This is a genomic window from Ligilactobacillus sp. LYQ139, assembly GCF_045033025.1.
Lineage (GTDB): Bacteria > Bacillota > Bacilli > Lactobacillales > Lactobacillaceae > Ligilactobacillus.
The window spans coordinates 147,516-174,462 of record NZ_JBJFZW010000002.1 but is presented as its reverse complement, the minus strand read 5'-3'; the positions used below and the strand labels follow the sequence as shown (position 1 = coordinate 174,462).

Genomic DNA, 26,947 nt, shown 5'->3' with positions numbered 1-26,947 from the left:
AAGAGATTATACTGGAAAAGAGGGACGGATATGTTTGTTGATCACGTTCAAATCCAAGTAAAAGCTGGAAAAGGGGGCGACGGGATCGTTGCCTTTCGGCGGGAGAAATTTGTGCCAAACGGCGGGCCAGCCGGTGGTGATGGTGGCCGGGGAGGCAGTATCATCCTCCGGGTTGATGAGGGCCTTCGCACCCTAATGGATTTTCGCTATCACCGCATTTTTAAGGCGAAAGCCGGACAAAACGGGATGAATAAGGGAATGTATGGTCGGGGTGCTCAGAACCTCGTAGTGGCTGTTCCGGGGGGAACGACCGTAACGGACGCTGATACCGGAGAGGTACTAGGTGATTTAACCGAAGCGGGCGCTGAGCTGGTTGTTGCAAAGGGGGGCCGCGGTGGTCGCGGAAACATCCACTTTGCAAGTCCGAAAAACCCCGCACCAGAGATCGCGGAAAACGGCGAACCGGGGCAGGAACGAACGCTTAATTTGGAATTGAAGATGCTGGCTGATGTTGGGGTAATTGGTTTCCCGTCGGTGGGAAAGTCGACGTTACTTTCAGTAGTGACGAGTGCAAAACCCAAAATTGCGGAGTATCACTTTACCACGTTGGTGCCGAATCTGGGAATGGTTCGGCTAGACGATGGCCGGGATTTTGCTATGGCTGATATGCCTGGTTTGATTGAGGGGGCCTCAGCGGGAATTGGGTTAGGAATTCAATTTCTACGGCACATTGAGCGGACCCGGGTTCTCCTACACCTGGTTGATATGTCGGGAACGGAGGAACGCGATCCGTACGGGGATTTTTTGAAAATTAACGCTGAACTAAAAAAGTACGACCCAGCTTTACTGGAACGGCCGCAGATTATTGTGGCTAGTAAGATGGATATGCCCGATGCAGCAGTGAACCTGGAACGGTTTAAAAAGCAGATTGCAGCGAACCATACCTTACCACAAGCTCCGGAAATTATGGCTATTTCGGCCCTTACGCACCAAGGATTAGATCAGTTAGTTCACCACGTTGCGGATGTTCTTGATCAAACACCGGCGTTTCCGGTGGCAACTACGGGACAAAAGGAGCCGGTTGAATACACGGCGGATTCAACAACGGAACCGGCCTTTACCGTTACTCAGGCCGCGGATGGGACCTGGGTTCTTGGGGGAACGCGGCTGCTTAAACTCTTTAAGATGACCGATTTGAATCATGATGAGAGTCTAATGCGTTTTGCCCGGCAAATGCGGGGAATGGGCGTTGATGATGAATTACGGCGGCAGGGCGCCAAGAATGGCGATCTGGTTCGGATTGAAAAGTTTACGTTTGAATTTGTTGATTAGGGCGGAATAAGCACTAAAATATGGTTTCGGGTGCCTTTTTTAGGTGGGCAAGAATTTAAAAATAAACGGGATAAGTATAAGTTTAAACGCCACTAAATTGTGCGTTGTGCAATACGGCTGGTTTTGGGCTTTTCTTTGCCCGTTTTTTTGTTTGTTATTAGTCAAATGATGTTGGAAGTTTTTGATGAGATTAGAGAAAAGAATGAAAACAAAAATCCTGTAAATTGCAGCAAGTTGTTATATTCAACTAAAAGCGAACGCGCTATAATTGTCTGGTGGTAGCCGATTCTGGAAGACTGAATCGGGGTGAGGAGAACAGTATGGAGCAAAAAAAGACGTATATTACGGGATTTGATGGGTTACGTTCGCTGGCGGTTGCGTTTGTAATTCTGTACCACTTGTTTGTTTACCAGTTTAAGGGTGGCTTTATGGGGGTATTAATTTTCTTTGTATTGTCAGGATATCTGGTAACGAGCTCGATTATTCGGGAGTGGACAACAACTGGACGGTTCGACCTGCTTAGTTTCTATTGGCGGCGAATTCGCCGGCTGTATCCAGCCTTAGTAGGAGTCCTAGCAGCGACACTGGGATATATTGCGTTTTTCCAACGGTCCCTTTTGGTTCATATTAGGGGAGCAGTTATTAGCAATCTTTGCGGGGTGTATAACTGGTATGAGATTGCACACCATCAATCGTACTTTGCTCGGTTTGGGGTGCAGTCCCCATTTACCCACCTCTGGTTTATGGCGATTCAGTTTCAATTTTTAGTAATTTGGCCCTTCCTGATGGTGTTTCTCTTTAAGTTTTTGCACGAACGGCGGGGAGCCCTGTTTCTCAGTTTAGTGGGGTTAGCGTTGTTATCAGCTCTTTTAATGGCTGTTTTATACCAACCAGGAAAGGATCCATCCCGGGTGTACTATGGGACGGATACCCGAATCTTTGCCGTCTTTATTGGGGCGGCCTTGGCGGTTATCTGGCCGTTAAACCGGTTAAAATCCCGGCTTGATTGGGGACGGCGGACAACGTTTGATCTTTTAGGGTTTAGTGCACTGGTTGTAGTAGTTGTTATGTGTGGTTTTTGTGACGACGAGCGGCCATGGTTATATCGGGGAGGGATGTTGCTGTTTTGTATTGCAACGGCCATCCTGATTGCAATGGTTGCCCATCCCGGGGCGGATATGAACCGGGCGCTTTCTAATCGGATTTTTACGTGGATTGGTCAGCGGAGTTACGGGATTTACCTGTACCAGTATCCGGTGATGGTTTTGTTTGAAGCAAAGGTCAACGTTGCTCCTCACCCGGTAGGTTACGCGTTGATTGAGATTATTCTTATTCTGGTAGTTAGTGACTTATCCTACCACTTGATTGAAAAGCCGATTGCTCAGATTAAGTGGGGGCAGATTCGAGCGTCAATTCACGAATTCGGCAAACGCCATTCCCGGTACGGGTGGCATCGCTTAGCCGTTCTCCCGGTGCTTGCGTTGTTAGCAGTGGGGCTATATGGCTTTTGTTCCCCGGCACCGCAGCAGCCTAACCCAGAAAATGGAAGTCAAGCATTGCAGCAGGCAATTCAAAAGAACCAGCAGGTGGTAAATAAGCATAATGCGGCTTTGGCACACGGAAAGAGTGGTCAGCAGACGGTTAACTCTAGTCAACAATCTTCTGGGCCTAAGCTGCCGCCGACAATTCGGTTAACGGTCGCTGAGCAACAGCAAGCGCAAAAAATGAAAATAACGGCAGTAGGTGATTCCGTGTTAGCGGATTCGTCCGCCGCACTGCAGAAGATTTTCCCGCAGATGTTTATTAATGCGAAAGTTGGGCGTCAGGTTGATCAGGCCATTCCGGTTCTTCAAGACCTAAAGAAGCAGGGTAAACTCAACGGGCCCTTGCTGGTGGTTGAAGGAACAAACGGGCCGTTTACGGATGATCAAATGAAACAAATCATGCAACTAGCGGGGAGTCGGCCCGTTTACTGGGTAAACGTCCATGTTCCAACGCGATCGTGGCAGAATGAAGTGAATGCTAAGTTAATGGCTAGCAAAAAGAAGTACAAGAACTTGACGATTATTAATTGGTATAAGTTCAGTGATGGGCATACTGATTGGTTCTATGCCGATAACGTACATCCGAATCCATATGGACTAAACTTCTTCAGTAACTTTGTTGCTAAGCAAATTCTTAAGCATCATTCAGTGAATTAGTAAAATAGTGACTCCAAACAAAAAACGGGTGGAATAGAAGGGGAAAGCCAAGCGAATTACCTAATTCGAGGGCTTGCAATCTTTCATTTTACCCGTTTACTTTACGCTATTTAATAAGTAACCTTCCTGCGGCAATCCGGTAACCGAAAATTGGCTGATTGGCTTGTTCCGAGGAGGCGCGCCAGTCAAGGTGAAAAGTGGGTGCGTAATGCTTTAGTTGGTGTTGGAGTGCTTTAATGGTGATGGGCTGGGAAGTAGGAACCAGTGTTAGGTGGTCGTGTATTAGGGGCCCCCGGGTTACTGGGATTGCTGGGGTAGCATCGTAATAGACCGGGGTTGTGGGGGCGACGCCAGTGGTTATGCTTAGAAAATCATGGATTAACGTTTGAGACCCTTCTTTCAAAATTCGTGATTAGCTTAGTTCTACACTAAAATACCAAAGCGAAGCATCTTTTTCCCTTAAAGTTCCGAAGAATCTGCGCTATAATGGCACTAGTTTTGTGAGATAAGGGGTAGAATTGATGAATAAGTTATTTAAATTGCGGGAGAACAATACGACCGTTAGCACCGAAATTGTTGCGGGATTAACAACGTTCTTCGCAATGTCGTACATATTATTTGTTGCGCCTAATATTTTAGGAACGACAGGAATGCCACGTCAAGCAATTTTTCTGGCAACCATTATTGCATCGGTTATTAGCACATTAGTGATGGCATTTTTTGCAAACGTTCCGTACGTGTTGGCTCCAGGACTTGGGCTTGCCACTTTCTTTGCGTACACCGTGGTTCTACAGCTAGGATTTACCTGGCAGCAGGGATTGGCCCTCGTATTTCTGTGCGGGGTGATTGATGTTTTGATTACGGTGACTAAAATCCGACAGCTGATTATTCAGGCGATTCCGCCGGTTCTTCAACACGCGATTGGTGGGGGAATTGGATTATTTGTGGCGTATATCGGGTTAAAGAACGCCGGTTTTATCAAATTTATCGTGGATAAAGCTGGGATTACGAGCATTAACGGTGTTCCATATCATCCAGCAGTAACCCACTACGCCGGTGGGGTGCATTCTTTTGTGGCCAATAGTAGTGCTACTCCTGCCCTGGTAAACTTCAACCACGCTGCACCGCTGGTTGCACTATTAGGACTGTTAATCATGGTAGTACTGTTGATGTGGAACGTGCGGGGGGCAATTTTAATCGGAATTATTGTCACGACGATTATTGGGATCCCGTTTGGGGTGACTAACCTACACGTTGCGGCCGGCGCCTCGTTGGGAACGGCCTTTCATCAGCTCGGAAGTACGATGGGGGCTGCCTTTGGTGCTCAGGGAATGGGTGCATTATGGAGCCATCCGGGGCGTTTGTTACTCGCGGTAATGACAATTTTCGCCTTTAGTTTATCCGATATTTTTGATGCAATTGGGACGTTTATTGGAACCGGGATGCGTTCAGGAATCTTTACGACAACCGATCATCAGGCCCTTGATCAGGGAATTGGGATGAATAACAAGATGAGCCGTGCGTTGATTGCCGATGCGGCCGGTTCAATCATTGCAGCAATTTTTGGAACATCTAACGTTGAAACGTTTGTGGAAAGTGCCTCAGGAATTGGTGCTGGTGGGCGTACGGGATTAACGAGTCTCACCGCCGCCGTGATGTTTGCCTTGAGCAGCCTGCTAGCTCCAGTAGTTGCGATTGTGCCAGATGCGGCAACAGCGCCGGCGTTAATTGTTGTGGGGATAATGATGATGGCGTCATTTGCTAATATTGAGTGGGCGAACCTCGAAGATGCCATTCCAGCATTCTTTGCAGCGGGATTTATGGCGCTATGTTATAGCATCGCTTATGGAATCGCGGCTGGCTTCATCTTCTATATTTTTGTAAAGTTGGCCAAGCGGAAGGTGAAAGAAATTCATCCGATGATGTGGATATGTACGGCCCTGTTTATTCTTAATTTTGTCGTATTGGCGATTATCGAATAGTTTATGATGAGAGGTTAAGACGGACGTCTTAACCTCTTTGTTATTTTTTAGTAATCAGTGGCAAATAAAGAGAAAGATTATGACGGGCTGAGGTTTGCCAAAATCCGTGATAGAATAGCTTTGTGTGCCATTAATTGGCAAATAAAGAGAAACAGGGTACGAAAAATAATGGAAATTGAATTTTTAGGAACTGGCGCTGGCTCTCCGGCAAAGTCCCGCAACGTTACGGCTGCCGCATTAAAGCTGTTAGATGAATGTAATGCGGTGTGGTTGTTTGACGTTGGTGAAGGCACCCAACACCAAATTTTACGGACGACAATTCGGCCGCGAAAGGTCACACGAATCTTTATTACGCACCTGCACGGTGATCATATTTTTGGGTTGCCAGGCTTCTTGAGTAGCCGGTCGTTTCAGGGAGGAAGCCAGATGGGACCGCTAACAATTTACGGTCCCCGGGGAATTCAGGAATATGTTCGAACAAGTTTGCGGGTTTCCCAAACGCACCTAGGATATTCGCTTAAGTTTGTTGAATTTATGCCTAACGAAGCGGGGATTGCCGTTGACGATGAGCATTTTCGGGTGGAGTATGCACCGCTCGACCATCGGATTCCGTGTGTTGGCTACCGGGTGATTGAAAAAGATTATCCAGGAGAGCTTCAGGTTGAGCGGCTCAAGGCTGACAATATTCCAGCGGGTCCGGTCTACGGGCAACTGAAGGCCGGAAAGACCGTAACGCTTCCGGATGGTCGGGTTATTTCAGGGAAGAACTACGTTGGGGAGCCAAAGAAGGGCCGAGTTGTGACGATTCTAGGAGATACCCGCCAAACAGCCACAATCCGGCAGCTTGCTCACGGGGCAGATGTTCTTGTTCACGAAAGTACGTTTGGAAAGGGGGAAGCGCGGTTAGCGCGGAACTACTATCATTCAACGTGTATTCAAGCAGCAACGGTTGCCCGTGAAGAAGGGGTGAAGCAGCTTCTTTTAACGCACATTTCTGCCCGGTACGTGGGACCGGCCATTAAGCAATTGATTCGCGATGCCCGGGATGTTTTCCCAGCAACCCGGGTGGTCAGGGACTTTGACGTAATTCCGGTGCCATTTTCCGCTGGCAGTTAGGAGGAAAACTGATGAATCATCTTCGCCATTCTCAAAGAATTGCAGGGCGGGTCGTTCTTATTATGGGAGCATCATCGGGGCTGGGTGAGCAACTTGCGTATGCATTTGCTAGTGAGCATGCCCGAATAGTTGTTTGTGCCCGGAGGAAAGAGCAGCTAGCCCGGGTAGCCCGAAAGTGTGCTCAGATATCTGGGCAACCGGCCACCCTGTATCTTATTGATGTTACGGATTCCTGTGAGGTGGAGCAAACAATTGCAACGATTGAGCGGCAGGTAGGGCCAATTGAGATTGGGATTAATTGTGCGGGGGTTGGCAAGATGATGCCGGCCGTTGAAATGTCTTCGGAAATTACCACGCAAATGTTTCGGGTTAATACGCTTGGTACTATTATTGCTAGCCGGGAAATGGCGCGGTTAATGGTTACCCGACATTCCGGAACGATTGTGAACGTTGCTTCGAGCGCGGGGAAAATTGCGACTCCCAAAGCGGCAGTTTATGCCGCAACCAAGGCAGCTGTAATTGCGTATTCAAACGCTCTGCGCCTTGAACTACGGCAAACAGGAGTGCACGTGCTTACGATTAACCCTGGGCCGATGCGCACGTCTTTTTTTGCCCATGCAGGGGTGGCAAGTGATTATCTTGATCAGTTAGGGCCGTTAGCCCTGGTGCCAGAAAAGGTCGCTGGCCAGGTGGTCCGCGCTGTTCTTACCGGGAAACGGGAGTTGAATACGCCGTGGATATTTGAAGCGGCGCACCGGGTGTATGATTGGGTGCCTCGGATAGCTGACCGGTTGACAGCAACGGTGTTTAATAAGAAATAGGGGTAATAAAAATGAAACAACAATTGAAATTGATTGGGGCTGTTTTTCTTGCATTAATTGTGGTTATTTTTGCGATGGTGAATTTTCAGCGGGTAACGGTTAATTTTTTGTTTGGAACTGTTCGGCTGCCGTTAGTGGTGATTATTGTGGGGACCCTTTTTATTGGAATGATTATTACCTTTATGGGGGCAATGCCTACTATTTTGCGGCTGAAAACGCAAAATAAGCAGCTGCTTAAGAAGCAGGAGAGTAAGAAGAACTCCCAGGAAACAAATAAATAGGTGGTAAGTTGTGGTTGAAGCAAAAAGTAAGTGGGTGCCACTAAGGGAAGATCCTGCTGTTGATTACGAGCAGTTAGTTCAGCAGACGGGACTAAGCCGGTTAGTGGTTACTCTTCTAGTTGATCGCGGTTACCGCACACCTGCAGCAATTAATGACTTTTTACACCCTCAGGAAACTGATTTACATGATCCTTTCCGGATGCATGGTATGCAGGCAGGGGTTGCGCGGATTAAGCAGGCTATCGTCGCGGGCGAAAAAATCGTGGTATACGGTGACTATGACGTTGATGGTTTGACAAGCACTGCTATTATGGTTGAAACCCTTGAACAGCTGGGCGCGAATGTTGAAGCCTACATTCCTGATCGGTTTAAGGATGGTTACGGGCCGAATAAAGCAGCGTATGACCGGTTGATTGCTGCGGGCGCGCAGTTAATTGTGACCGTTGATAATGGTGTTTCTGGAAAGGATGTAATTGCGGCTACGACAAAGCAGGGGGTGGACGTGGTTGTAACCGACCACCACGAACTCCCAAGGGAGCTTCCCGCGGCAAGCGCAGTCATTCATCCTCGTCATCCCGCGGGTCGTTATCCGTTTGGAGGGTTATCCGGCGCAGGCGTTGCCTTTAAGGTGGCTTCTGCTCTCCTAGAAGAACCACCAGCTGAGCTCCTTGACCTGGTAGCGTTGGGGACGGTGGCGGATCTTGTGCCGTTAATTGACGAAAATCGCGCACTCGTGACGTTTGGGTTGACTGCTTTGCGGACAACCACCCGGCCGGGTTTGCAAGCGCTATTAAAGGCGACAAAAACTGCGCCTGAAGAGATTGATGAGGAAACGATTAGTTATACGTTAGCCCCGTGCTTGAATGCGTTGGGACGAATGGAACAAGCCCAGGTGGGAGTTGAACTACTGACCACCTTTGATCAAGAACGGGCAACGGAATTAGCAGAACACCTGACGAAGTTAAATGATCAACGAAAACAGCTGGTCGACCAAATTACCACCGAGGCAGGAGAGTATTTAGCCCACAAGAAACATTCCCATGCGGTAAACGTTGTATGGGGAACTGATTGGCACGAAGGGGTTTTAGGGATTGTTGCGAGTCGGTTGGTTGAACAAACCGGGAACCCCACGGTGGTGTTGAATTATGATGGCACGCGGGGCGAAGCGAAGGGCTCCGGGAGGTCGGTTGCGGCCTATAACCTTTTTACCGCTTTAGATGGTCACCGGGATTTGATGACAAGTTTTGGCGGGCATCATATGGCGTGTGGATTAGCTTGTACTAGGGAAGCCTTACAGGATCTCCAAACGGTTCTTGATGAGGAATATTCTGCGCAAGTTACCCAGCCAGAAAAATCTCCTTTAACCATTAGCGGTCGCCTTTCGGCCCAACAAGTGACGGTAAACCTAATTGATGAGTTAGCAGTGCTTGCGCCGTTTGGCCCTGATAATCCTAAGCCCGTCTTTGAAGTTACCGGGGTAACCCCGCCAGTAATTAGTGCGATGGGAAAAAAGCGAGAGCATCTTCGGGTAACTTTTCAGGAAACGCAGCTGAATGCCGTAGCCTTTTCTGTTGGAGACGTAATCCCACAGCTCAAACGGAAACGGGCCACTCTTCGAATTGTTGGCGAACTGAGTAAAAACGTTTTTCGGGGACGGGTTACTCCGCAGGTGATGATTAAAGACATGATGACGACGGATACTGGTGAAGCGTCGTTTGGACCAATTAAGGTGATTGATAACCGAATTCATCGGTGGGGTCCGAAATTGTTTACAACCCCGGGGACCTACGTGTGTTTTGATGAACGGTTGGCGAACCAGCTGATAGCCCACCTCCCACCCCGAAAAAACGTGACGGTTTGTTCGGCAAATGCGCCGCTTAATCCAGTAAGAACCCTAACGGTGGTGGATTGCCCGCCTAACCGGAATCAGTTTCAAAGGGTGCTGCGGGAAGTGTGTCCAGCAGTAGTGCGGATTTTTGCCCATCACGGGACTGCGAGGCTGGGTTTGCCAAGTCGAGCACAATTTGGTAAACTCTATAAGTTCGCCCGGCAACATCACCAAGTTGATGTGCGGCACCGGTTCGGGGAGTTGGCAGCGTACCTTCACCTTCCGGAAAACGACCTGGTGTTTATGGTTCAGGTGTTACAAGATGCCGGATTAGTGACGATTAATGCGGGGTTGATGGACGCGCAAGTACCAGTACAAACGGTTGATTTGACGGTACAACCCCGGTATAAAGCGCGGGCGGATGCGGTGTTGCTTGAGCATCAATTACTGGATAGTTCGGTAAGTGCCCTAACGGCATTGGTACAAGAATTGGCTGTAAAGGCTGCCCAGTAAAGGAGTATTACAAATATGTCATTAGATTTAAGAGAGTACGTCGCAAGTATTCCTGATTATCCGGAAAAGGGAATAGTTTTCCGGGATATTTCACCACTCTTAGCTAACGGCCCTGCTTTTCGGAAAGCAACGGATCAGATTGTTAAGTTTGCTAAGGACAAAGGGGTTGAAATGATTGTCGGACCGGAAGCACGGGGGTTTATTGTTGGCGGTCCGGTTGCCTATGAACTTGGGGTTGGTTTTGCCCCCGCCCGGAAGAAGGGGAAGCTTCCCCGTGAAACCGTGAAAGCGGAATATAGCTTAGAATACGGAACTTCCGCTCTTTATATGCATAAGGATGCGGTTAAACCAGGACAGCGGGTCCTTGTTACGGATGATCTGCTGGCGACTGGCGGAACCATTAGTGCTACGATCGACCTTGTTGAGCAACTTGGCGGGATTGTTGTGGGGTGTGCCTTTTTAATCGAGCTTACGCAACTGAAGGGGCGTGAGCGGATTAAGGGGTACGACACGTTGGCATTAATGGGTTTTGCTGGCGAATAGTTGAATGTCATTAATTAAGGATATTGAAAAGGTGGCAACTGAATAGTCAGTTGCCACCTTTTTATTTTTCTTGTAAGGTTATTTCTACCTACGTGTCCGTTTTAGTCTTTTAAGTGAATCACGGTGTTGATATACTACCCAAAAGATTGCCAGGAAACTGACAAGTAGTCCCATATAGAAGAACGGTGGGGTGTACGTCATTTTGATAGTGTGTTTTCCTGGCTTGACGTTAAACGCCATGAGGGCTTGTTGGACTTTAAAGGTTTTTACCCGGTGACCATCAACCCGAACGTGCCAACCCTTTGAATACGGGATGGTAGTTGTTACGATGTGCTTATCGTGTGGAACAGTGATTGTTCCAATAATTTTTCGGGAGTTAAACCACGTAACGTGGAGAGAATACTTTTGAACATCCTTAAGTCCCTGGGTGACAGCACGGTTATTCATCTGGTACAGAACAAAGTTTTGGAGTTGAATACTTGGTTGAGTGTAGTCAATTGAGACCCCCACCTGCTGGTGTTTATTCTTGCTTGCAACGTTCGCAATCACTGTGTGCCGGAAATTCCCATCCTGGCAAAGTGGTTGATCATTTAACGAAATAGTAGCGTTATTATTTTGGCTCGCCAGTGTTGCTCCTAGTGTCAGGTAGTAAATATCATTAGAATCAGGGACAAAACTCAGGTCAATCTTACCGTCATTACCCTGGTTCTTTTTCGAGAAGACCCGGTTAGTGAGCGTGTTCCCGCCAGTTGAGTTGGTGTATCGAACGCCGTTAAAGTCAGCAACCTTAAAGTAACTACGCTGCTTTTTATTCCCTAAAACTGCATTTAGCCACTCGTTTTGGTATGCAATTGGGTTATCATACATTGCTGGCATGTGTTTGATCTTATCACCAGCTGCGTATGCAATTCCTGCGGCATACGGGTTCTTAAAGATTGCCGTATGTGTAGTTGAGCCTACCCGGTCGTAGAGCGACAGGTTGTTAATTTCAGTTAACTGGTTGAGCGGAGGCGTGGTTTGGTTTGTTGTTGGGGCAATTGCGTACTTCATGTTGAGTAACGCGTCCGATACTACCGTTCCATTACTGTAAGAAACGTTATTGTCCCCATCAAGGTCCCCAATTTTGCCGTAGAAATCGGGGATAGCTTTTTCGAGGGCGGAGCTGAAGTATGAACCGGTGTTCATGTTAAAGGCAAGCCCATCGTTGCGGTCGCGGTTATAAAGCTCGCTTACCCGGTAGAATCCATTATCAAGTTCATGTAGTTGGCGGTTATCAATGGCTAACTGGGTTGCGGGGACGTCATAGTCGCTCTTTGAAAGGTACGTAATACTGCCAAGGGAGAAGATAACATTAGTTCCCATTTCGCCTAAAACCGTACAGAAAAGCAAGATGTTCCGGAGGTGAACGAACCGATCAGTCGGTTGAATAAATAGAAGCAGAAGAATCGCAATTCCAAATGCTAGTGAAAAGTAAAGCTCAGTGGAGTTAACGTAACCAAATTTCTTAATATTAACGAAGTTATAGGTAATTATCCCCCCGAATAAGAGCGCGCCAACGCCCGCTTGCCACCACGTGACCGTGAGGTGTTCGTTCTTAAACGTTACCGCTGCCAGAAAGACCATCCAGAAGCTAATTACGAATGAGAACCGGCACGGATACCAAACAGGAAATTGGAAAGCGTGCCAGAAGAGTACGAGGGGATCAAACGTCATTGAGACTACAAGGAACGTACTTATTGCCAAGGCAACCAGCCGTTGTTGCCAACTAAAACGGGTTGTAAGGAAGTAAATAATGGTTCCAAAGAGGGCCAAACTTCCGACAAAGACGTTGGGTAATCCCCATGACATTTGGTTAAAGCTGTAGGCTCCAAGGATCATCTTGGACATAATCTTTGGCAGGAAGAACTGGAACTTAGTAGTCATTGCCTGGGTGTACGCCCCCTTACTGTTAAGCAGGGAGTAGGCTGTTGGTAAAAGAGTAATTGCCCCGAGGGCGGCAGCAAGGAGGGAACGCTTAATAAATAACCAGCTGTCCTTAAAAAACTGTTGGCGTGAAATGTGGCGGGTTGCCTCAAACCAGCAGAAGAAAAGCACTAAGAAGATGCAGATCATGTATCCCATGTAATAGTTAATGATCAGCATTAACGCAAGTATCAAGGAATACGCATACCTGTTTTTTCCCTCTAACATGTTCATTAAGGTTAAAACGATTAGTGGTAGAAAAATGGCAGCGTCGAGCCAAAGTAAGTTAAGCTGGTTAGCCACAAACCATGCCATTAGGGCGTAACTGGTTGCAAAGGCGGGGATTAACACGCCTCTTTGTAGGTTACGTTTTTTCAGTAGGTACCCAAGAGCCAATCCAGCTAAACCGTATTTGAGAACCGTGAGCCATAAGATTCCTGCAACAATGCTGTTGCCTGGAAAGAAGAGCAAAATCAGGTTAAACGGGCTTAATAGGTAGTACGCAACGTCACCGAACATCCCGCCGCCGATGGCCTTACTGAAGGAGTAGAAGAAGCCGCTTGGATGCAGCAGGATGTGCTTAAAGTAGCGGAAAAAATCGACGTATTGTTCTCCTAAATCAACTGTTAAAATTGTTTGGGAACCAAAGGGAGCCATATGCCGATAAATGAAATAGCCCAACATGATAACTGCGGGGCACAGGAAACTTAGGATCAGCTGGTAGTGATCTGTTAAAGTCTGTTTGATGCGCTTAATTGTAAAAACCTCCAGTTTATTACCGATGATATTCTTCCTTAGTTTACCACGTTAGGGAAAAATAGATTCCGTTAACTAGGGGATGAGGCATCGGAATTCGTTCTACTCGTTACATGAAAATATGGTAAGATTGATTCTGAACTAACGTCTGAAATCAGGGTGTTTAAGGCTCCCTGATAAGAGGGAGAAGAGCGGAATGAGGAAATCACTCGGTAAAATTAAGTTTAAGCAACGGAAGAGAAGTCCGCGGGATAACAAGTCAATTGTCCCGTTCCGGTTAAATCTTCTATTCTTTTTGGTTTTTGTGCTATTTGTGATGCTAATTATTCAGATGGCGCACTTACAGATTATGCAGGGTAAACGGTTTGCGGCGGAAGCAACGAATAATTCAACCAAGGTTGAAACCCAGAATGTCCAGCGGGGAATGATTTTTGATTCAACCGGAAAGGTGCTTGTAGGAAATGACTCTTCGCGAGCAATCACCTATACAAAGCCATTAGACGTAACGAGTGCTCAGATGTATCAGGTTGCGAACGAGCTTGGAAAGTTTCTTTCCGTGGAAACAAATACGTTAAGTTCCGCGCAAAAGGCTGAATACTACTTAGCTAATCCCAGAAATAATGCCCGTCTAGTGAAGAAAATTAGTGGTGCTAATACGATGACTGGCGGAAAGTTGACAAAAACGGAATTAAATTATGTTCAGCAGCATCATTTGGGACAAAATTTATCGGCAGCGCAGCAGAATGCCGCAGTGATTTTTAATAAAATGAACGGAGCCTTATCGTTATCAACTGTGTACATCAAGACGAAGGATGTCAGTGATAAGGAAATGGCTCTGGTCGGCGCGCACATGGCCCAGTTACCCGGAATTCAGGTGGGAACGAGTTGGAGTCGGAATTATCCAAATGGGGATTCGATTAAGAGTATCGTCGGGACGGTAACGACTCAAAAACAGGGGCTTCCCGAGAACCAGGTAAATGAACTATTGGCCGAAGGGTACGCCCGGAACGATAGTGTTGGTTCTAGTTACCTCGAATCGGAGTACGAGAACGTTCTTAAAGGAACCAGAAAGACGATTAAGGTTGAAACTCAAAACAACAAGATCAAGAAAGAAGTCGAAGAGTACAGCGGGCAAAACGGAAGTGACCTTCAGTTAACGATTAACGCTAAGTTTCAGAATGATTTGCAGGGGATTATCCAAAAGCAGGTTAATAGTCTTTCCGGAGCTAGCCCGCAATGCCAAGGAGGATATGCCGTTGTGATTAATCCAAATAATGGGGCAATAATTGGCATTGCTGGTGTTCATCGTAATCCTAAAACAGGGAAGCAATCATCGGATGCGCTTGGAACAATTAATCAAGCCTTTGCGATGGGATCATCTGTTAAGCCTGCGATGGTAATGGGAGGACTTCAGAGCGGGGTTATTACGCCAGAGAATAATACAATTGAGGATACGCCAATAGTTTTGCAGGGAATTGCACGAATTGCTTCTTGGTTTGACCAAAAAGGACAAACCATTAACATGGATTTAACTGCGCAACAAGCGCTGCAAATATCTTCAAACGATTACATGGTTAAGTTGATTATGAGAATGGGAGGATTTAGATATGCTCCGGGGAAGAGGTTACAGATGCCTGTTTCGATTTTCGGTCGGTTGCGAAATAATTTTGCCCAGTTTGGTCTTGGTGTAAAAACCGGGGTCGATATTCCGGGTGAAACTACTGGAATGAAAGGAAAAAGCGGCGAAAAACATATTGGCCAGGCATTGTATATGGGATTCGGACAATACGACACATACACAACAATACAGCTGGCGCAGTATGTGTCAACAATCGCTAACGGCGGATACCGATTGCAACCACATATTGTTTCTACTATTAGGAAACCAACAAATGACGGTAAACTGGGAGAAATTCAGTATAAATATTCTCCTAAAGTGTTGAATGTTATTTCAGCAACATCTGCTCAATGGAATGTCCTGAAGGAAGGAATGTGGGCGGTTGCGCATGGTTCAAGCCAGTATACAACGGGGAAACCGCTTGGGGATATTAAACCAGCTGTTGCAGCTAAAACTGGACAAGCACAGACGGTTACAGATGGTCAAGATACTTATACTTATGATGCGATTTCATATGCACCCTACAAGAATCCACAGGTTGCCGTGGTTGTTGTATATCCGGGAATTTCAGCTAACGTTAATAACTTTACGGCAGAAATGGATACGACAAAGGCTATTTATAAAGCATATTGGGATGACGTTCAGTCAAGTGATGGTTTTTAGCTTGTAAATAAAAAAACCACGTTTTGAAGTGCAAGAAAAAAGTTAGACAGGATTAAATTATAAAGCTACTAAGGCGTGATTTCGGTATTCAACCGGAGTCATGCCTTTTGTTTTTAAAGTCGTTCTAACATTATTAAAATACTGAATATAATTTTGAAAAATTTCCTTAATTCTGTAATATCCTTACATGGTGGCAATCCAGCCAGTGATTCTGTTTTGTACAGGTGAAAGAAACTTTCCACCGAGGCATTATCTAAATAGTTTACCTTGCGGGACATACTTTGAATAAAGCGATAATCTGAAAATTTTTAGATATAGTAAGCTAACTGATAATGCCAGCCTTGGTCTGAATGGATGGTTGGCTGGGCACCATCAGGTAAGTTATCAATTAATTCTTTAAGGGTGTGCGTAATTAGTTCTTTGTTCGGGCTAGTACTAAGCTGGAAGGCCAGGATCTCTTGACTAGCTTCATCAATCATTACTGAAATATAAGTTCAGTGCCGGTTAGCCAATCGAACTTACGTAACATCAGTATGAATAACCTGGTAAGGTTGGTGTTCATTAAATTTTTGGTTCAATTTATTAGGCGCAATCTTACCTACCGTGCCGTGATAGGACGAATATTTACCGTTATGATGGCGGTTATGGAGACTTACTTGAATGTTCAGTTCACCCATTAGATTCCGAATCGTATCGCCAGCCAATGTAATTTCAGTTTATCTACTTCGACTTGAATCCGACGATAGTCCGTCGTCCAACGTCCTCGAACCTGAAAGTGTTGCGCGATTTGAAGAATCATTTTCTTCGCCTTGGCGTATTTATCATGCGAATTGACGATCCGTTTACGCTCATCGTGATAAGTTGCCTTGGGAAGCATAATAGCCTTGAGTAGATCGCCAATTTTATAGCGTTGCCTCTTAGGTAGTGCCATTTGGTCGTCCCTGATTTGATCCACTATTTGCGTTTTCTTCCGGGCTTTAAGGGTCCGAACAGGGACAGCGATTTTTTTAAGATGTTGCGCTCCACCTTAGTTTCATAAAGTTCCTGATTTTTCTTCGCTAATTTTTCTTTTAAGCGGTCAAGCTCACTTTGATGCACGGGCTGATGCCGCTGTTTTTTAGGACGGTTCACTTGAGGCGGCCTGTCTTTCGGTTAAGGATTCAAGGCAGTAATTCCTTCCCGTTCAAATATTAAACGCCAGGTAGAAACCTGCGATGGTAAAATATTAAAGTGCATCGCTACTTCAGTCGTTGAATCCTCATGAGTTTGATAGCAGTTTATCACATTTAATTTGAAATCAGCAGTAAAATTCCGTTTATGCCGTCGCCGCTTGAGAGCAGCAGGACCATTCAGCCGGTATTTTTGAATCCACTCAGTCTAATGTGGTATTCCTTACTTAAATCATTAGTACTTTGCGCAGTTGAAAGATATTCGTGAATAATCTGCACCTCTATCAGGCTTATATTTAACCATACAAAAAGTGCCTCACAATCATTAATTTTTGTCTAACAATGTGTAGGGCACTTCCGGTCTTTTATACGTTTAAATAGTATTAAGTGTCTATTTATTTATGAGTTACGACGTTCGGGAAAGTTTCATCAAATAGTTTTTCCGATTGAACTGTTCTGGTTCTAATTTTATATTGTGTGGTTGTAATCCGATGTTTCGGAAGACAGTAGGCTAAGAAAAGAGTCTGCGCATCCGTATCACGATTGCACTTAACCGTTGCTTTAAATGACTTATCAATATTTACTGTTCGAACAGCAGTAATATCTTCTTTTAGTCCATGAACACCCTTAACTGTATTAGTTAAAACGCCTAAAGCAGCAAGAGCTATGAGTACTTTCCCATTAAATTTCGGTTGTTGCTGGAAGTATAGCGTAATTAGTGGTACTGAAAAGCAGATAAATGGGAAGAAAATCGGATAAACGTAACGTGGAACGAAAATTGGACGCATAAGGATAGAAATCAAAAAGCCAAGGCCAATTGTTCCGAGCATTGTTCCGCTTATTGCCATAAAGTATAAATTAAACGCTGAATTATTAAGTAGTTTAATTCCGCGAGTTAAAACGAATGCGAGAACAATTAGGAAGAGAACAGCTAAAATAGAAAACACATGGAGGCCTACAACGTCAGCCAGATGAACGTAGTAGAAAGTCCCGATGTAATCGTAAAGTGAGTTTTTAATCCAATAATTTCCATGAACACTTTTAAGTTGGCTGTAAGCGATTGTTAACCATGGGATAAAGAGAACAATCAGGCCAATTCCAGCAATGGTGTATGCCCAAACTTTTTTAAAGCAGTGACTATGAAAAAGGGCGTAAAACCAAAAAACCATAAAAAGAAGACCCGCACTAACCGCCGCAAAGTAATGGGTCCAGGCAGCAGCACCAGCAAAAATGGTGGCACAAATTATGAATGAATAGTTTCCAATAGTCTCAAACTGGTAAATGAAGAACAATTCGCAGCTAATAAATAATGCGGCTAAGGCATACATTCTGATGTTTGTTGAGTACCAAAGGACCGAAGGCATAAGCAAGGTAAGTACAAGCACAAATGGAGAAGTATGTCTGTTTAACAGGGAAGAAATTAATGAATTAAGAATTAAGATTGTTAAAAAGAAACAGCCAACAGAAAATAAGCGGCCAGCAACTATTTGAATAAACGGACTGCAATGGCTGATAAATGTGACCTTAAATAACAATTTTAATACAAGGTAATATAAAGGAGGATGGACATCAAGAGCGTCTAACTGAATAACATCCCAAAAAGAATGCTTAATTAATTCTAGTGAGTATGTTTCATCTGTATTTGCCAGGTTTAGGCGAAGGGACCATGTTAATAATAAGATTATACAAACTATTAATAATAGCTTAAAAAGAGAAGACCTTTTTTTATTATGTACTACTGAATGCAAAACGAGATACCTCCTAATCATCTAATATTTATAGCTTATCATAAAATACAATGGAAAGTAGATTAATCCAGGGAGTGGATATTAGGGAAAGATATTATATAATAAATAGGTCAATGTCTACGTGAGGTGATATACCGTGGAATTTAAGAGTGATTTGTCGTTCTCAGAGTTTCAACAGTTTGCAACGCAACATCCTTTGGGAAGATATATGCAAACTTCTGCACAATTAGCGGTTACTAAACACAATAAACCTGTTGGTTGTATGGGGGTTTACGGCAGTAATGGACATCTTATAGCGGCGGCATACTATTTTGTTGATCATGCCAAATTAGGGGATGTTTATTCAATTAAGGGAGGACCGTTGTTAGATTATTCTGACGGTGTTCTTGTGGACTTTTTTATTCAATCGTGTGTGCGTTTTTTCCGTGGACGGGGAGGATTAGCGCTTAGGATTACCCCTCCATTAGATGCTGCCGTTATAGATGAACAGGGTCATGTAACGACAACCATGAACAATGAACTGATTAATCACTTTAACCATCTTGGATTTCGGCACGTTGCACAGAAGCCAATTAAGGATAATAAATATCCAGGTGTTGGATTGGGATTTGAGTTCAGAAAAGACTTAACTAATATTCATTCGACTGATGAGCTCCGGACAACGTACGCCAAGCAAACACGGAATGACGTTAAGCGGGCAGAACGATTGGGCGTTTACGTTAAGCGGTTAGATTATAACGAATTAAGTGAATTTAAAAAACAAACGTCATTGACGGCAGATCGGCGTGATTTTGCTGATAAACCGCTCGCTTTCTATCAACATGCTTATCAGGCGTTTGGTGATGATGTTCAGTTTCTAATGGCTCAGTTAAATTTAGCGGATTTTATCCAACGCAACGAGAACGAAATCACTGCCTTATCTGATGAAATTGCTAAGATTGATAATAAGTTGAGGGTAAAACAGATAAAGAAGCTTAATCGGCGGCGAGCTGAATTTGAACAGCAAATTCAAAGTAAGCAACGTAATATCTATCAAGCGCAGGCTGAGCAACAAAAGTACGGTGATGTTATTACGCTTTCCGGTGGAATGTTTTATACGGAGCCCCAGGAAGTTGCGTATATGTTTAGTTTTAATAATAAGGAATTTGGGAACTATCACGGCCAGGTTTTACTGCAGGATTACATGTTAAATGAGGCTGTTGCTCGAAAAATTCCGACGTATAACTTCTACATGGTTACAGGAAATTTTGATGGCACTGATGGAATCTTAAAATTCAAACAGTCCTTTGGTGGTCAGACGTATCAGACGATTGGATGGTTTGAAAAGCCATTAAACACGGTTAAATATCAGCTTAATCGGTGGATGAAGAAACTGTTAGGACGCAGTGACGTCCGGTAATTGAGGAGAAATAAATGGAATTTGTAGCTAATTTGTCATTTGATGAATATGAAGAGTTTGAGCGGTCTTGTCCAGCTGGAAGGTATATGCAGTCACGTGGGCAATACAATATGAATAAACTTTCTAAGAAAACAGGCTGTTTTGGTGTTGTTGACGATGACGAACATGTTATTGCAGGGGCGTTCTATTTTGTTGATCATGCCCGGATGGGGGATATTTATTCCGTGTGGGGTGGTCCTTTAATGGACTATGATAATGAAGAACTGGTAGACTTCTTTTTTGACAACGCAGAACGCTTTTTCAAGCAGCAGGGGGCGTTGGCTTTTCGGTTTACTCCAGTTCTGGATGTTCAACAACTGGATGATCAAGGTCAAGTCGTTGCCGAATATAATGCAGGTATCCGACAGCATTTAATTAATCGGGGATACCGGAATGTTCCCCAAAATCCCGTTACGGATAACCGGATGCCTAAGGTTGGTTTGGGTTATGAGTACCGGAAGGATTTAAGTAAAATTAATAGCGTAAAGGAACTTCGGGCAACCTATGATAAACGCGCGCGGAACGATGTTAAGCGCGCAGAACGGTTTGGCGTCTACCTTGAACAAATTGACTATGATCATTTGGCTGCATTTAAACAACATACGGAGGATACGGCTGAGCAGCGCGAATATCGTGACCAAACACTGGATTTCTATCAGCATGCGTACGAGGAATTTAAAGATGACGTGGTATTTATTGAAGCACGTTTGAATCTTGCTGACTTTATTGCTAATAAGGAACAAGAGTTAGTGAAGATCCAACAAGAGGTAGACGAACTAAACGCCAAGTTACAAGATATTAATTCAAAGAAGCTTAAGACCAAGCTGAGTCAGGGAAAGCAGCAAATTAAAAGCCTAAATAAGGCACTTGCCCGTGCAAAGAACGAACAAAATGAAAACGGTGATGTGATTACTTTATCCGGCGGGATGTTCTATATTCAGCCTCAAGAAATTAGTTACATGTTTAGTTTTACTAATAAACAGTTTAGCAATTATTATGGTCAACATTACTTGATGGATCATATGATGCAGGTGGCAATTGAACGGGGAATCCCAACGTATAATTTCTACATGGTGACTGGAAAGTTTGATGGTACGGACGGAGTGTTGAAGTTTAAACAGCTCTTTAAGGGAGCAATTTTCCGGACGATGGGCTGGTTTGAAAAGCCTTTGCAGCCATTCAAGTACGGAATTGATCATGTTATTAAGACAATTTTGGGTCACGGAAACGACGTAAAGTAGTGGGAGGAACATGTGATGGAGTTTATCTCAGAGTTATCACTAGATGAGTACGAACTGTTCGGGAAGCAACATCCCCTCGGGCGGTTTATGCAGTTACGTGGCCAATACAATATGAATAAGCAATCTAAAAAGGTTGGGTGTATCGGTGTTAAGGAAGATGGCCGCTTAGTTGCTGGTTCGACTTATTTTGTTGACCATGCCCGGATGGGGGACATTTATTCGATGTGGGCAGGCCCGCTGATGGATTATTCTAACCAGGAACTGGTTAGCTTTTTCTTCGGCGAAGCGGAACGCTTTTTCAAACAGCAGGGGGCACTTGCTATTAGGGTGACGCCGCCACTTGATGCGGAACAGCTTGATAACCAGGGGAAGGTGGTTGCTCAGTTTAATCAGTCGTTTGTTGAGCTGATGGTGAACAGTGGATATAAGCACGTTGAGCAGCATCCCGTCACGGATAATCGGATTCCGCTAATCGGATTAGGGTACGAGTACCGAAAGGATTTACGGCCCATTCATTCGGTCGATGAATTACGGGCAACGTACAGCAAACAAGCACGAAATGATATTAAGCGGGCCGAGAAGCTGGGGGTATATATTGACCGGTTAAGTTACGATGAATTGCCTGAATTTAAAAAGCAAACGGCTGCAACGGCTGAACGGCGTTCTTTTGCAGATAAGACGCTTCATTTTTACCAAAGTGCCTACCAGGAATACGGTGATGATGTTTACTACCTAATGGCACGTTTGAACTTGGATGATTTTATCGCACGGAATAAAAAAGAGATTGAGCAGCTGCAACAGAGCATTGACAAGGTTGATGCGCGCCTTGAGAAGAAGAATACGCCTAAATTACAACGGCGCAAAAACGAATTTTTGCAACAAATCAAGGGTAAGCAGCGAAATATTACCCAGGCCGAGGATGAGCGGAAGGCGTACGGAAATGTTTTGACGTTATCGGGTGGAATGTTTTGTACCCATCCGCAGGAGTTGGCGTACCTGTTCAGCTTTAATAATAAGCAGTTTGGTAACTACCATGGGCAATATCTTCTTCAAGACTATGTGATGCAAATCGCATTAAAAAAACATATTCCAACATACAATTTTTACATGGTCACGGGAAATTTTGATGGCAGTGATGGGGTGTTAAAGTTTAAACAATCGTTTGGCGGAACGCCGTACCGGACGATTGGCTGGTTCGAAAAGCCGTTAAAACCAATATTGTACAGGGTTAACCAGGTGATTAAAACGCTTATCGGACACAACGACGAACGATAATTTAGAAAAATCAACGAAAATTGTAACTAAAATGTAATGGAGGGAGTATTCTCCCATTTGTTATGCTGGACGTGTTGGATAGAAATTACATAGGTTGGAATTATTCGGAGATATTCTCATGAAGAAGCATTTATAACAGCAACTGCCTTTGAAGCGGTTACGGTTGTAGCTAACGTGTACGTTGGACGCGGGGTTAACAAGTAAGCTGCTTCCAGATGCCGGGGACACTCCAAATAGTGCTGCTTCAGCGGTTAGGATTAGCCGGAGTTCTAAGTGTGTTTGGTTTAGCTGAGCGGAAGAAGCGGAACTAAACCAAAAATTATCCATTTTCGTATCAAGCAGAAAGCTACCGTTGTGGCGGTAGCTTTTTGTTTGCAATGAGAAATTGACTGGTTTCCCCCGGACTTATTATAATAAGGGCAACGATGACTGAACGGAAGGTAGGAGCACGATGGACTTAAAAGCAATGCAGGAGCGCCAGCGTCATATCCGTAATTTTTCAATTGTGGCCCACATCGATCATGGGAAATCGACGCTTGCTGATCGAATTCTTGAGCTAACCGACACTGTTTCCAAACGAGAGATGCAAGATCAATTGTTGGATTCAATGGATCTCGAGCGGGAGCGGGGAATTACGATTAAGTTAAACGCGGTGGAATTACACTACACAGCGAAGGATGGAGAAACATATATTTTCCACTTAATTGATACCCCCGGCCACGTGGATTTTTCGTATGAGGTTTCCCGGAGCCTAGCAGCGTGTGAAGGCGCACTGTTGGTCGTTGATGCAGCGCAGGGGGTTGAAGCGCAAACGTTGGCTAACGTATATCTAGCCCTTGATGATGATTTGGAAATTTTACCCGTGATTAATAAAATTGACCTCCCGTCAGCTGAACCCGAAAAAGTGCGCCAGCAGATTGAGGATGTAATTGGGCTTGATGCTAGCGATGCGGTATTAGCGAGTGCCAAGAAGGGGATTGGAATTGAGGAGATCCTTGAACAAATTGTTCACCAGGTGCCCGCACCAACTGGAAATTTGCAAGCCCCATTAAAGGCATTGATCTTTGATTCTGTCTACGATGATTACCGCGGAGTTGTTTTGAGTGTCCGAATTGTGGAAGGAACCGTTCAGGCCGGCGATCGAATTAAGCTGATGAACAGCGAAGCGGAATACGAAGTAACCGAAGTAGGAGTGAACTCCCCGAAACCATTAAAACGGGATGTGCTAATTGCCGGAGATGTTGGTTACATTACCGCTAGTATTAAAAATATTCAGGATACTCGGGTAGGGGATACCGTTACCAATGCGGATCACCCAACCGATAAGCCGTTAGCCGGCTACCGGGAGATGAGCCCGATGGTGTACTCTGGGTTATATCCGACAGATAACGCAAAGTATAACGACTTACGGGATGCCTTAGAAAAGCTCCAGTTAAATGATGCAGCGCTTGAATTCGAGCCCGAAACTTCCCAGGCACTGGGTTTTGGATTCCGGTGCGGGTTCCTTGGATTACTGCATATGGACGTTATTCAGGAACGACTGGAGCGGGAATTTAACCTGAGTTTGATTACCACCGCACCATCGGTAACCTATGACGTTGCGTTAACAAACGGGCAGCATAAGGCTGTGGCTAATCCGGCGGAGATGCCTCCAGCAACGGAAATTAAGCAGATTAATGAGCCCTTCGTGAAAGCAACGATTATGGTCCCCAATGATTATGTTGGAGCGGTGATGGAGTTGTGCCAACGAAAGCGGGGACAATTTGGTACGATGGAATACCTTGACGATTACCGGGTAAATGTTATTTATGACATGCCGTTATCGGAGATTATCTTTGACTTCTTTGATAAGCTTAAGTCGAGCACCCGAGGATATGCGTCGCTTGATTATGAGTTAAACGGCACGCAGCCAAGTGAGCTTGTAAAAATCGATATTCTGCTAAACGGGGATAAAATTGATGCGCTGAGTTTCATTGCTCACAAGGAATTCGCAGAAAAACGCGGCCGTGAAATTGTGATGAAGTTAAAAAAGATTATTCCGCGGCAAAACTTTGAAGTTCCCATTCAAGCAGCAATTGGTGCTAAAATTATTGCTCGGACCAATATTAAGGCTTACCGGAAAGACGTTACGGCGCGGATTCATACCGGTGACCCAGATCGGCGGGCGAAGTTATTGGAAAAGCAAAAGCGGGGCAAGAAGCGGATGAAGGCCATTGGTAAGGTGGATGTTCCGCAAGAAGCCTTTATGGCGGTTTTAAAGACTGACGAGGAACTCGATAATAAGTAAGGGGCGAACAACAGTGAAAAAGCAACCGGCACAACGGTACATACAACCGAAGAGTGTCCGTGAAGCGATGACAGTAATTCAGGATTTGTTTAACCAGTACCGTCATGCCCCCGTAACTCCTGAACTGTTAAACTACCATGATGGGCTTATTCAGCGGCTGCAGTCGGATATCTTTGTTGCGGCATTGCGGGAAAATAATTCCGTGCAGCAGAAACAGTTGGGAACGATGATTCAAGCGATGAAGACATGGCGCCAAATTAGGGTAAGTGGGCGGCCATTTAATGGTAAAATGAAGAATTTTAAGTTAGTTACTAATAGTGGCCTGCACTTTAAGCAACACGTTCATAAAATTAAGGGAAGTCATAATTACCGCGGCGTGCGGCATTAATTGGAGTGAGAGACGGAGGAAGCTTATGGTAGAAGAAATTACTGCCCCGGGGAATCACCGGGTTAAGGATTGGGCTAAATTACAGACTAGTCGGGGGCGTAAAAAGCAGCACCGTTACCTGTTGGAAGGGTGGCACCTGGTGAAAGAAGCCTTAGCAGCCCAAGTTGTCATTAATGAACTGATTATTGTCGCTGATGAAACTAGCTTGTTGGACGATTTATCAATTCCAAATGACTGTGAAGTGGTGATGATTACCCGGGAGATTGCCCAAAAAATTAGTTCAACGCCCAGTCCGCAGGGTGTTTTTGCGGTGGCTCCCCTTGTTGATCAGCAGCCCGTAACTCCCAACCAAGCTCAGGGAGCATGGCTCTTCCTTGACGGAGTGCAGGATCCAGGAAACATTGGGACAATGGTACGAACGGCGGATGCGGCCGGATTTAGCGGGGTTGTATTTGGACCCGGAACGGCTGATTACCATCAGCCGAAAATTATGCGTTCAATGCAGGGTAGTCAATTTCATCTGCATCTGGTGACAACGTTAAATTTAGGAGAGTGGGTCACGACGTTTAGGGACCGTAAAATACCGGTTTTTGGGAGTGAACTAAACGTGAATGCTCGTGATTATCGGACCGTTGGTCAGCACCAAGATTTTGCGTTGGTAATGGGAAATGAAGGGAACGGCATGAGCGCTGATTTACTTCACCAAACAGCGATGAACCTATACATCCCAATTGCTGGGCAAGCAGAATCATTGAACGTTGCGGTAGCAGCCGGAATTTTGATGTTTCAGTTAATTGACGGTTAAGAATTAATAAGGCTGTTAGTTTAGGCTTGAATTTTTACCAGGTCCGGGCTACGATACGCATTGAAGCGGTTATTTTGCTGACAAAGGGGTAGTCATGCATGAAACAGGGAGAATGGAAAACTGATTCAGTATATGTTGGATACGTCCGTGACTTATTAGAACATCCGGAAGTTCAACGGTTAGCAAACTTTGTTCAGCACCACGCAACGACGCGGTTGGAGCATTGTCTTACGGTTTCGTACGAGAGTTATCGAATTGCCCGGCGGCTCCATCTTGATGCCCGGGCAACCGCGCGAGCGGGATTATTACATGATTTATTTTACTATGATTGGCGAACAACCAAGTTTAGTCTGGGGACGCACGCTTGGTTTCATCCCCGGATTGCACTTCGCAATGCGGAAAAAATTACGTCATTGACCGCAAAGGAACGTGATATCATTGTTAAGCATATGTGGGGGGCAACCCTTGTTCCGCCGAAGTATCCTGAGGGTTATGTGGTAACACTTGTTGATAAGTATGCTGCAATTGAGGAGTACAGTACCCATGTGTTAACTGATACTAAACACCTGGTTCAGCAACAGTTAACAACTAAATAATTGAAAGGAATATATGATGCAGGCTGATTTTCAATTATGTCCAAAATTTACGAAGATTTTTAGTATTCTTGGTAAGAAGTGGAACGGATTAATCATTGATGTTCTCTTAACGGCGGGGCCGCAACGTTTTCGCGATTTAGCGGCCAAAATTAATAAGTGTAGCGACCGTGTTTTGGTTGAACGGTTAAAGGAATTGGTTAAAGAGGGACTTGTTGAAAAGGTGGCAGTTGATGGCTGTTGCCGGGAACAATATCGGCTGACCGAGCGGGGCCAAGACCTCCAAGCAATGATGATTGCCCTTCATGAGTGGGCAGATAAATGGTATACAACTACTGATTGTGAGTAGCTTGACGTCTACTGGGCTGACAGGTTAAAATTTAGGCG

The 26,947-nt window shown here is 45.0% G+C and carries 24 protein-coding genes; 17 read left to right on the top strand and 7 right to left on the bottom strand.

Annotation, left to right across the window (positions count from 1 at the left end; all coding sequences use genetic code 11):
- Positions 1-30: 30 nt before the first annotated feature.
- The 8 genes from obgE (at position 31) to ACI3E1_RS02930 (ending at position 10,617) form a co-directional block, all read left to right on the top strand.
- Positions 31-1,332 (top strand): GTPase ObgE, encoded by a 1,302-nt coding sequence (obgE, locus tag ACI3E1_RS02965; RefSeq protein WP_405024192.1) that lies wholly within the window; start codon positions 31-33, stop codon positions 1,330-1,332.
- A gap of 320 nt (positions 1,333-1,652) precedes the next feature.
- Positions 1,653-3,533 carry an acyltransferase family protein gene (locus ACI3E1_RS02960; RefSeq protein WP_405024191.1) on the top strand — a complete coding sequence of 627 codons (1,881 nt, stop codon included), beginning with the start codon at positions 1,653-1,655 and terminating at the stop codon, positions 3,531-3,533.
- Positions 3,534-4,054: 521 nt separating this feature from the next.
- Positions 4,055-5,515, top strand: coding sequence for an NCS2 family permease (locus ACI3E1_RS02955; protein ID WP_405024190.1), 1,461 nt, complete (start codon positions 4,055-4,057; stop codon positions 5,513-5,515).
- A 168-nt stretch (positions 5,516-5,683) separates the two neighbouring features.
- On the top strand, positions 5,684-6,631 hold the full coding sequence (gene rnz / locus ACI3E1_RS02950) for a ribonuclease Z (protein WP_405024189.1): 948 nt from the start codon (positions 5,684-5,686) through the stop codon (positions 6,629-6,631).
- Positions 6,632-6,642: 11 nt separating this feature from the next.
- Positions 6,643-7,452: an SDR family NAD(P)-dependent oxidoreductase gene (locus ACI3E1_RS02945; RefSeq protein WP_405024188.1), complete on the top strand. Its 810-nt coding sequence runs from the start codon at positions 6,643-6,645 to the stop codon at positions 7,450-7,452.
- Between the two features lie 11 nt (positions 7,453-7,463).
- The gene (locus tag ACI3E1_RS02940) at positions 7,464-7,733 is read left to right on the top strand and encodes a lipopolysaccharide assembly LapA domain-containing protein (protein WP_405024187.1); all 270 of its coding nucleotides are present in this window, start codon (positions 7,464-7,466) and stop codon (positions 7,731-7,733) included.
- A 10-nt stretch (positions 7,734-7,743) separates the two neighbouring features.
- Entirely contained in the window at positions 7,744-10,074 is a 2,331-nt protein-coding gene (recJ, locus tag ACI3E1_RS02935) for a single-stranded-DNA-specific exonuclease RecJ (RefSeq protein WP_405024186.1), read from the top strand.
- A gap of 15 nt (positions 10,075-10,089) precedes the next feature.
- Positions 10,090-10,617, top strand: a complete 528-nt coding sequence (locus tag ACI3E1_RS02930; protein ID WP_405024185.1) for an adenine phosphoribosyltransferase — start codon at positions 10,090-10,092, stop codon at positions 10,615-10,617.
- 84 nt (positions 10,618-10,701) lie between these two features.
- On the opposite strand, the gene ACI3E1_RS02925 is transcribed toward ACI3E1_RS02930, so the two are convergent.
- Complete coding sequence (locus ACI3E1_RS02925) at positions 10,702-13,281, bottom strand: YfhO family protein (RefSeq protein WP_405024267.1); 2,580 nt, start codon at positions 13,279-13,281, stop codon at positions 10,702-10,704.
- A gap of 250 nt (positions 13,282-13,531) precedes the next feature.
- Here ACI3E1_RS02925 and ACI3E1_RS02920 point away from each other — a divergent pair, with 250 nt between their 5' ends.
- Positions 13,532-15,616, top strand: a complete 2,085-nt coding sequence (locus tag ACI3E1_RS02920; RefSeq protein WP_405024184.1) for a peptidoglycan D,D-transpeptidase FtsI family protein — start codon at positions 13,532-13,534, stop codon at positions 15,614-15,616.
- A 57-nt stretch (positions 15,617-15,673) separates the two neighbouring features.
- Here the strand turns inward: ACI3E1_RS02920 and ACI3E1_RS02915 are convergent, their stop codons facing one another.
- The 6 genes from ACI3E1_RS02915 to ACI3E1_RS02890 all read right to left on the bottom strand — a co-directional run bounded on the left by ACI3E1_RS02915 (position 15,674) and on the right by ACI3E1_RS02890 (position 18,533).
- On the bottom strand, positions 15,674-15,763 hold the full coding sequence (locus tag ACI3E1_RS02915; protein ID WP_405024266.1) for an IS3 family transposase: 90 nt from the start codon (positions 15,761-15,763) through the stop codon (positions 15,674-15,676).
- Between the two features lie 161 nt (positions 15,764-15,924).
- Positions 15,925-16,095 (bottom strand): DDE-type integrase/transposase/recombinase, encoded by a 171-nt coding sequence (locus ACI3E1_RS02910; protein WP_405024183.1) that lies wholly within the window; start codon positions 16,093-16,095, stop codon positions 15,925-15,927.
- 197 nt (positions 16,096-16,292) lie between these two features.
- Positions 16,293-16,547, bottom strand: a complete 255-nt coding sequence (locus ACI3E1_RS02905) for a hypothetical protein (RefSeq protein ID WP_405024182.1) — start codon at positions 16,545-16,547, stop codon at positions 16,293-16,295.
- Between the two features lie 23 nt (positions 16,548-16,570).
- On the bottom strand, positions 16,571-16,747 hold the full coding sequence (locus ACI3E1_RS02900; protein WP_405024181.1) for a hypothetical protein: 177 nt from the start codon (positions 16,745-16,747) through the stop codon (positions 16,571-16,573).
- A gap of 21 nt (positions 16,748-16,768) precedes the next feature.
- Positions 16,769-16,900, bottom strand: a complete 132-nt coding sequence (locus ACI3E1_RS02895; RefSeq protein WP_405024180.1) for a helix-turn-helix domain-containing protein — start codon at positions 16,898-16,900, stop codon at positions 16,769-16,771.
- A 280-nt stretch (positions 16,901-17,180) separates the two neighbouring features.
- On the bottom strand, positions 17,181-18,533 hold the full coding sequence (locus ACI3E1_RS02890; protein ID WP_405024179.1) for a hypothetical protein: 1,353 nt from the start codon (positions 18,531-18,533) through the stop codon (positions 17,181-17,183).
- A 136-nt stretch (positions 18,534-18,669) separates the two neighbouring features.
- Between ACI3E1_RS02890 and ACI3E1_RS02885 the strand changes: the two genes are divergently transcribed.
- From ACI3E1_RS02885 to ACI3E1_RS02850, 8 genes are all read left to right on the top strand, one after another.
- Positions 18,670-19,932, top strand: coding sequence for a peptidoglycan bridge formation glycyltransferase FemA/FemB family protein (locus ACI3E1_RS02885; RefSeq protein WP_405024178.1), 1,263 nt, complete (start codon positions 18,670-18,672; stop codon positions 19,930-19,932).
- Between the two features lie 14 nt (positions 19,933-19,946).
- Positions 19,947-21,212, top strand: a complete 1,266-nt coding sequence (locus ACI3E1_RS02880; RefSeq protein ID WP_405024177.1) for a peptidoglycan bridge formation glycyltransferase FemA/FemB family protein — start codon at positions 19,947-19,949, stop codon at positions 21,210-21,212.
- Between the two features lie 15 nt (positions 21,213-21,227).
- Positions 21,228-22,487, top strand: coding sequence for a peptidoglycan bridge formation glycyltransferase FemA/FemB family protein (locus ACI3E1_RS02875; RefSeq protein ID WP_405024176.1), 1,260 nt, complete (start codon positions 21,228-21,230; stop codon positions 22,485-22,487).
- 451 nt (positions 22,488-22,938) lie between these two features.
- The gene (gene lepA / locus ACI3E1_RS02870; protein ID WP_405024175.1) at positions 22,939-24,774 is read left to right on the top strand and encodes a translation elongation factor 4; all 1,836 of its coding nucleotides are present in this window, start codon (positions 22,939-22,941) and stop codon (positions 24,772-24,774) included.
- Positions 24,775-24,841: 67 nt separating this feature from the next.
- A complete protein-coding gene (locus ACI3E1_RS02865) occupies positions 24,842-25,162 on the top strand; it encodes a hypothetical protein (protein ID WP_405024265.1) in 321 nt (106 codons plus the stop codon).
- Between the two features lie 25 nt (positions 25,163-25,187).
- Positions 25,188-25,967: a TrmH family RNA methyltransferase gene (locus tag ACI3E1_RS02860; protein ID WP_405024174.1), complete on the top strand. Its 780-nt coding sequence runs from the start codon at positions 25,188-25,190 to the stop codon at positions 25,965-25,967.
- 98 nt (positions 25,968-26,065) lie between these two features.
- Positions 26,066-26,563: an HD domain-containing protein gene (locus ACI3E1_RS02855; protein ID WP_405024173.1), complete on the top strand. Its 498-nt coding sequence runs from the start codon at positions 26,066-26,068 to the stop codon at positions 26,561-26,563.
- A gap of 16 nt (positions 26,564-26,579) precedes the next feature.
- A complete protein-coding gene (locus tag ACI3E1_RS02850) occupies positions 26,580-26,909 on the top strand; it encodes a winged helix-turn-helix transcriptional regulator (protein ID WP_405024172.1) in 330 nt (109 codons plus the stop codon).
- Positions 26,910-26,947: the final 38 nt, after the last annotated feature.

Excerpts from the sequence above, each read along its gene's own strand:
- obgE (WP_405024192.1), top strand. The coding sequence starts at position 31 with ATGTTTGTTGATCACGTTCAAATCCAAGTAAAAGCTGGAAAAGGGGGC.
- ACI3E1_RS02960 (WP_405024191.1), top strand. The coding sequence starts at position 1,653 with ATGGAGCAAAAAAAGACGTATATTACGGGATTTGATGGGTTACGTTCG.
- ACI3E1_RS02955 (WP_405024190.1), top strand. The coding sequence starts at position 4,055 with ATGAATAAGTTATTTAAATTGCGGGAGAACAATACGACCGTTAGCACC.
- rnz (WP_405024189.1), top strand. The coding sequence starts at position 5,684 with ATGGAAATTGAATTTTTAGGAACTGGCGCTGGCTCTCCGGCAAAGTCC.
- ACI3E1_RS02945 (WP_405024188.1), top strand. The coding sequence starts at position 6,643 with ATGAATCATCTTCGCCATTCTCAAAGAATTGCAGGGCGGGTCGTTCTT.
- ACI3E1_RS02940 (WP_405024187.1), top strand. The coding sequence starts at position 7,464 with ATGAAACAACAATTGAAATTGATTGGGGCTGTTTTTCTTGCATTAATT.
- ACI3E1_RS02930 (WP_405024185.1), top strand. The coding sequence starts at position 10,090 with ATGTCATTAGATTTAAGAGAGTACGTCGCAAGTATTCCTGATTATCCG.
- ACI3E1_RS02920 (WP_405024184.1), top strand. The coding sequence starts at position 13,532 with ATGAGGAAATCACTCGGTAAAATTAAGTTTAAGCAACGGAAGAGAAGT.
- ACI3E1_RS02910 (WP_405024183.1), bottom strand. The coding sequence starts at position 16,095 with ATGATTGATGAAGCTAGTCAAGAGATCCTGGCCTTCCAGCTTAGTACT.
- ACI3E1_RS02905 (WP_405024182.1), bottom strand. The coding sequence starts at position 16,547 with ATGGCACTACCTAAGAGGCAACGCTATAAAATTGGCGATCTACTCAAG.
- ACI3E1_RS02880 (WP_405024177.1), top strand. The coding sequence starts at position 19,947 with ATGGAATTTGTAGCTAATTTGTCATTTGATGAATATGAAGAGTTTGAG.
- ACI3E1_RS02875 (WP_405024176.1), top strand. The coding sequence starts at position 21,228 with ATGGAGTTTATCTCAGAGTTATCACTAGATGAGTACGAACTGTTCGGG.
- lepA (WP_405024175.1), top strand. The coding sequence starts at position 22,939 with ATGGACTTAAAAGCAATGCAGGAGCGCCAGCGTCATATCCGTAATTTT.
- ACI3E1_RS02865 (WP_405024265.1), top strand. The coding sequence starts at position 24,842 with ATGACAGTAATTCAGGATTTGTTTAACCAGTACCGTCATGCCCCCGTA.
- ACI3E1_RS02860 (WP_405024174.1), top strand. The coding sequence starts at position 25,188 with ATGGTAGAAGAAATTACTGCCCCGGGGAATCACCGGGTTAAGGATTGG.
- ACI3E1_RS02855 (WP_405024173.1), top strand. The coding sequence starts at position 26,066 with ATGAAACAGGGAGAATGGAAAACTGATTCAGTATATGTTGGATACGTC.
- ACI3E1_RS02850 (WP_405024172.1), top strand. The coding sequence starts at position 26,580 with ATGCAGGCTGATTTTCAATTATGTCCAAAATTTACGAAGATTTTTAGT.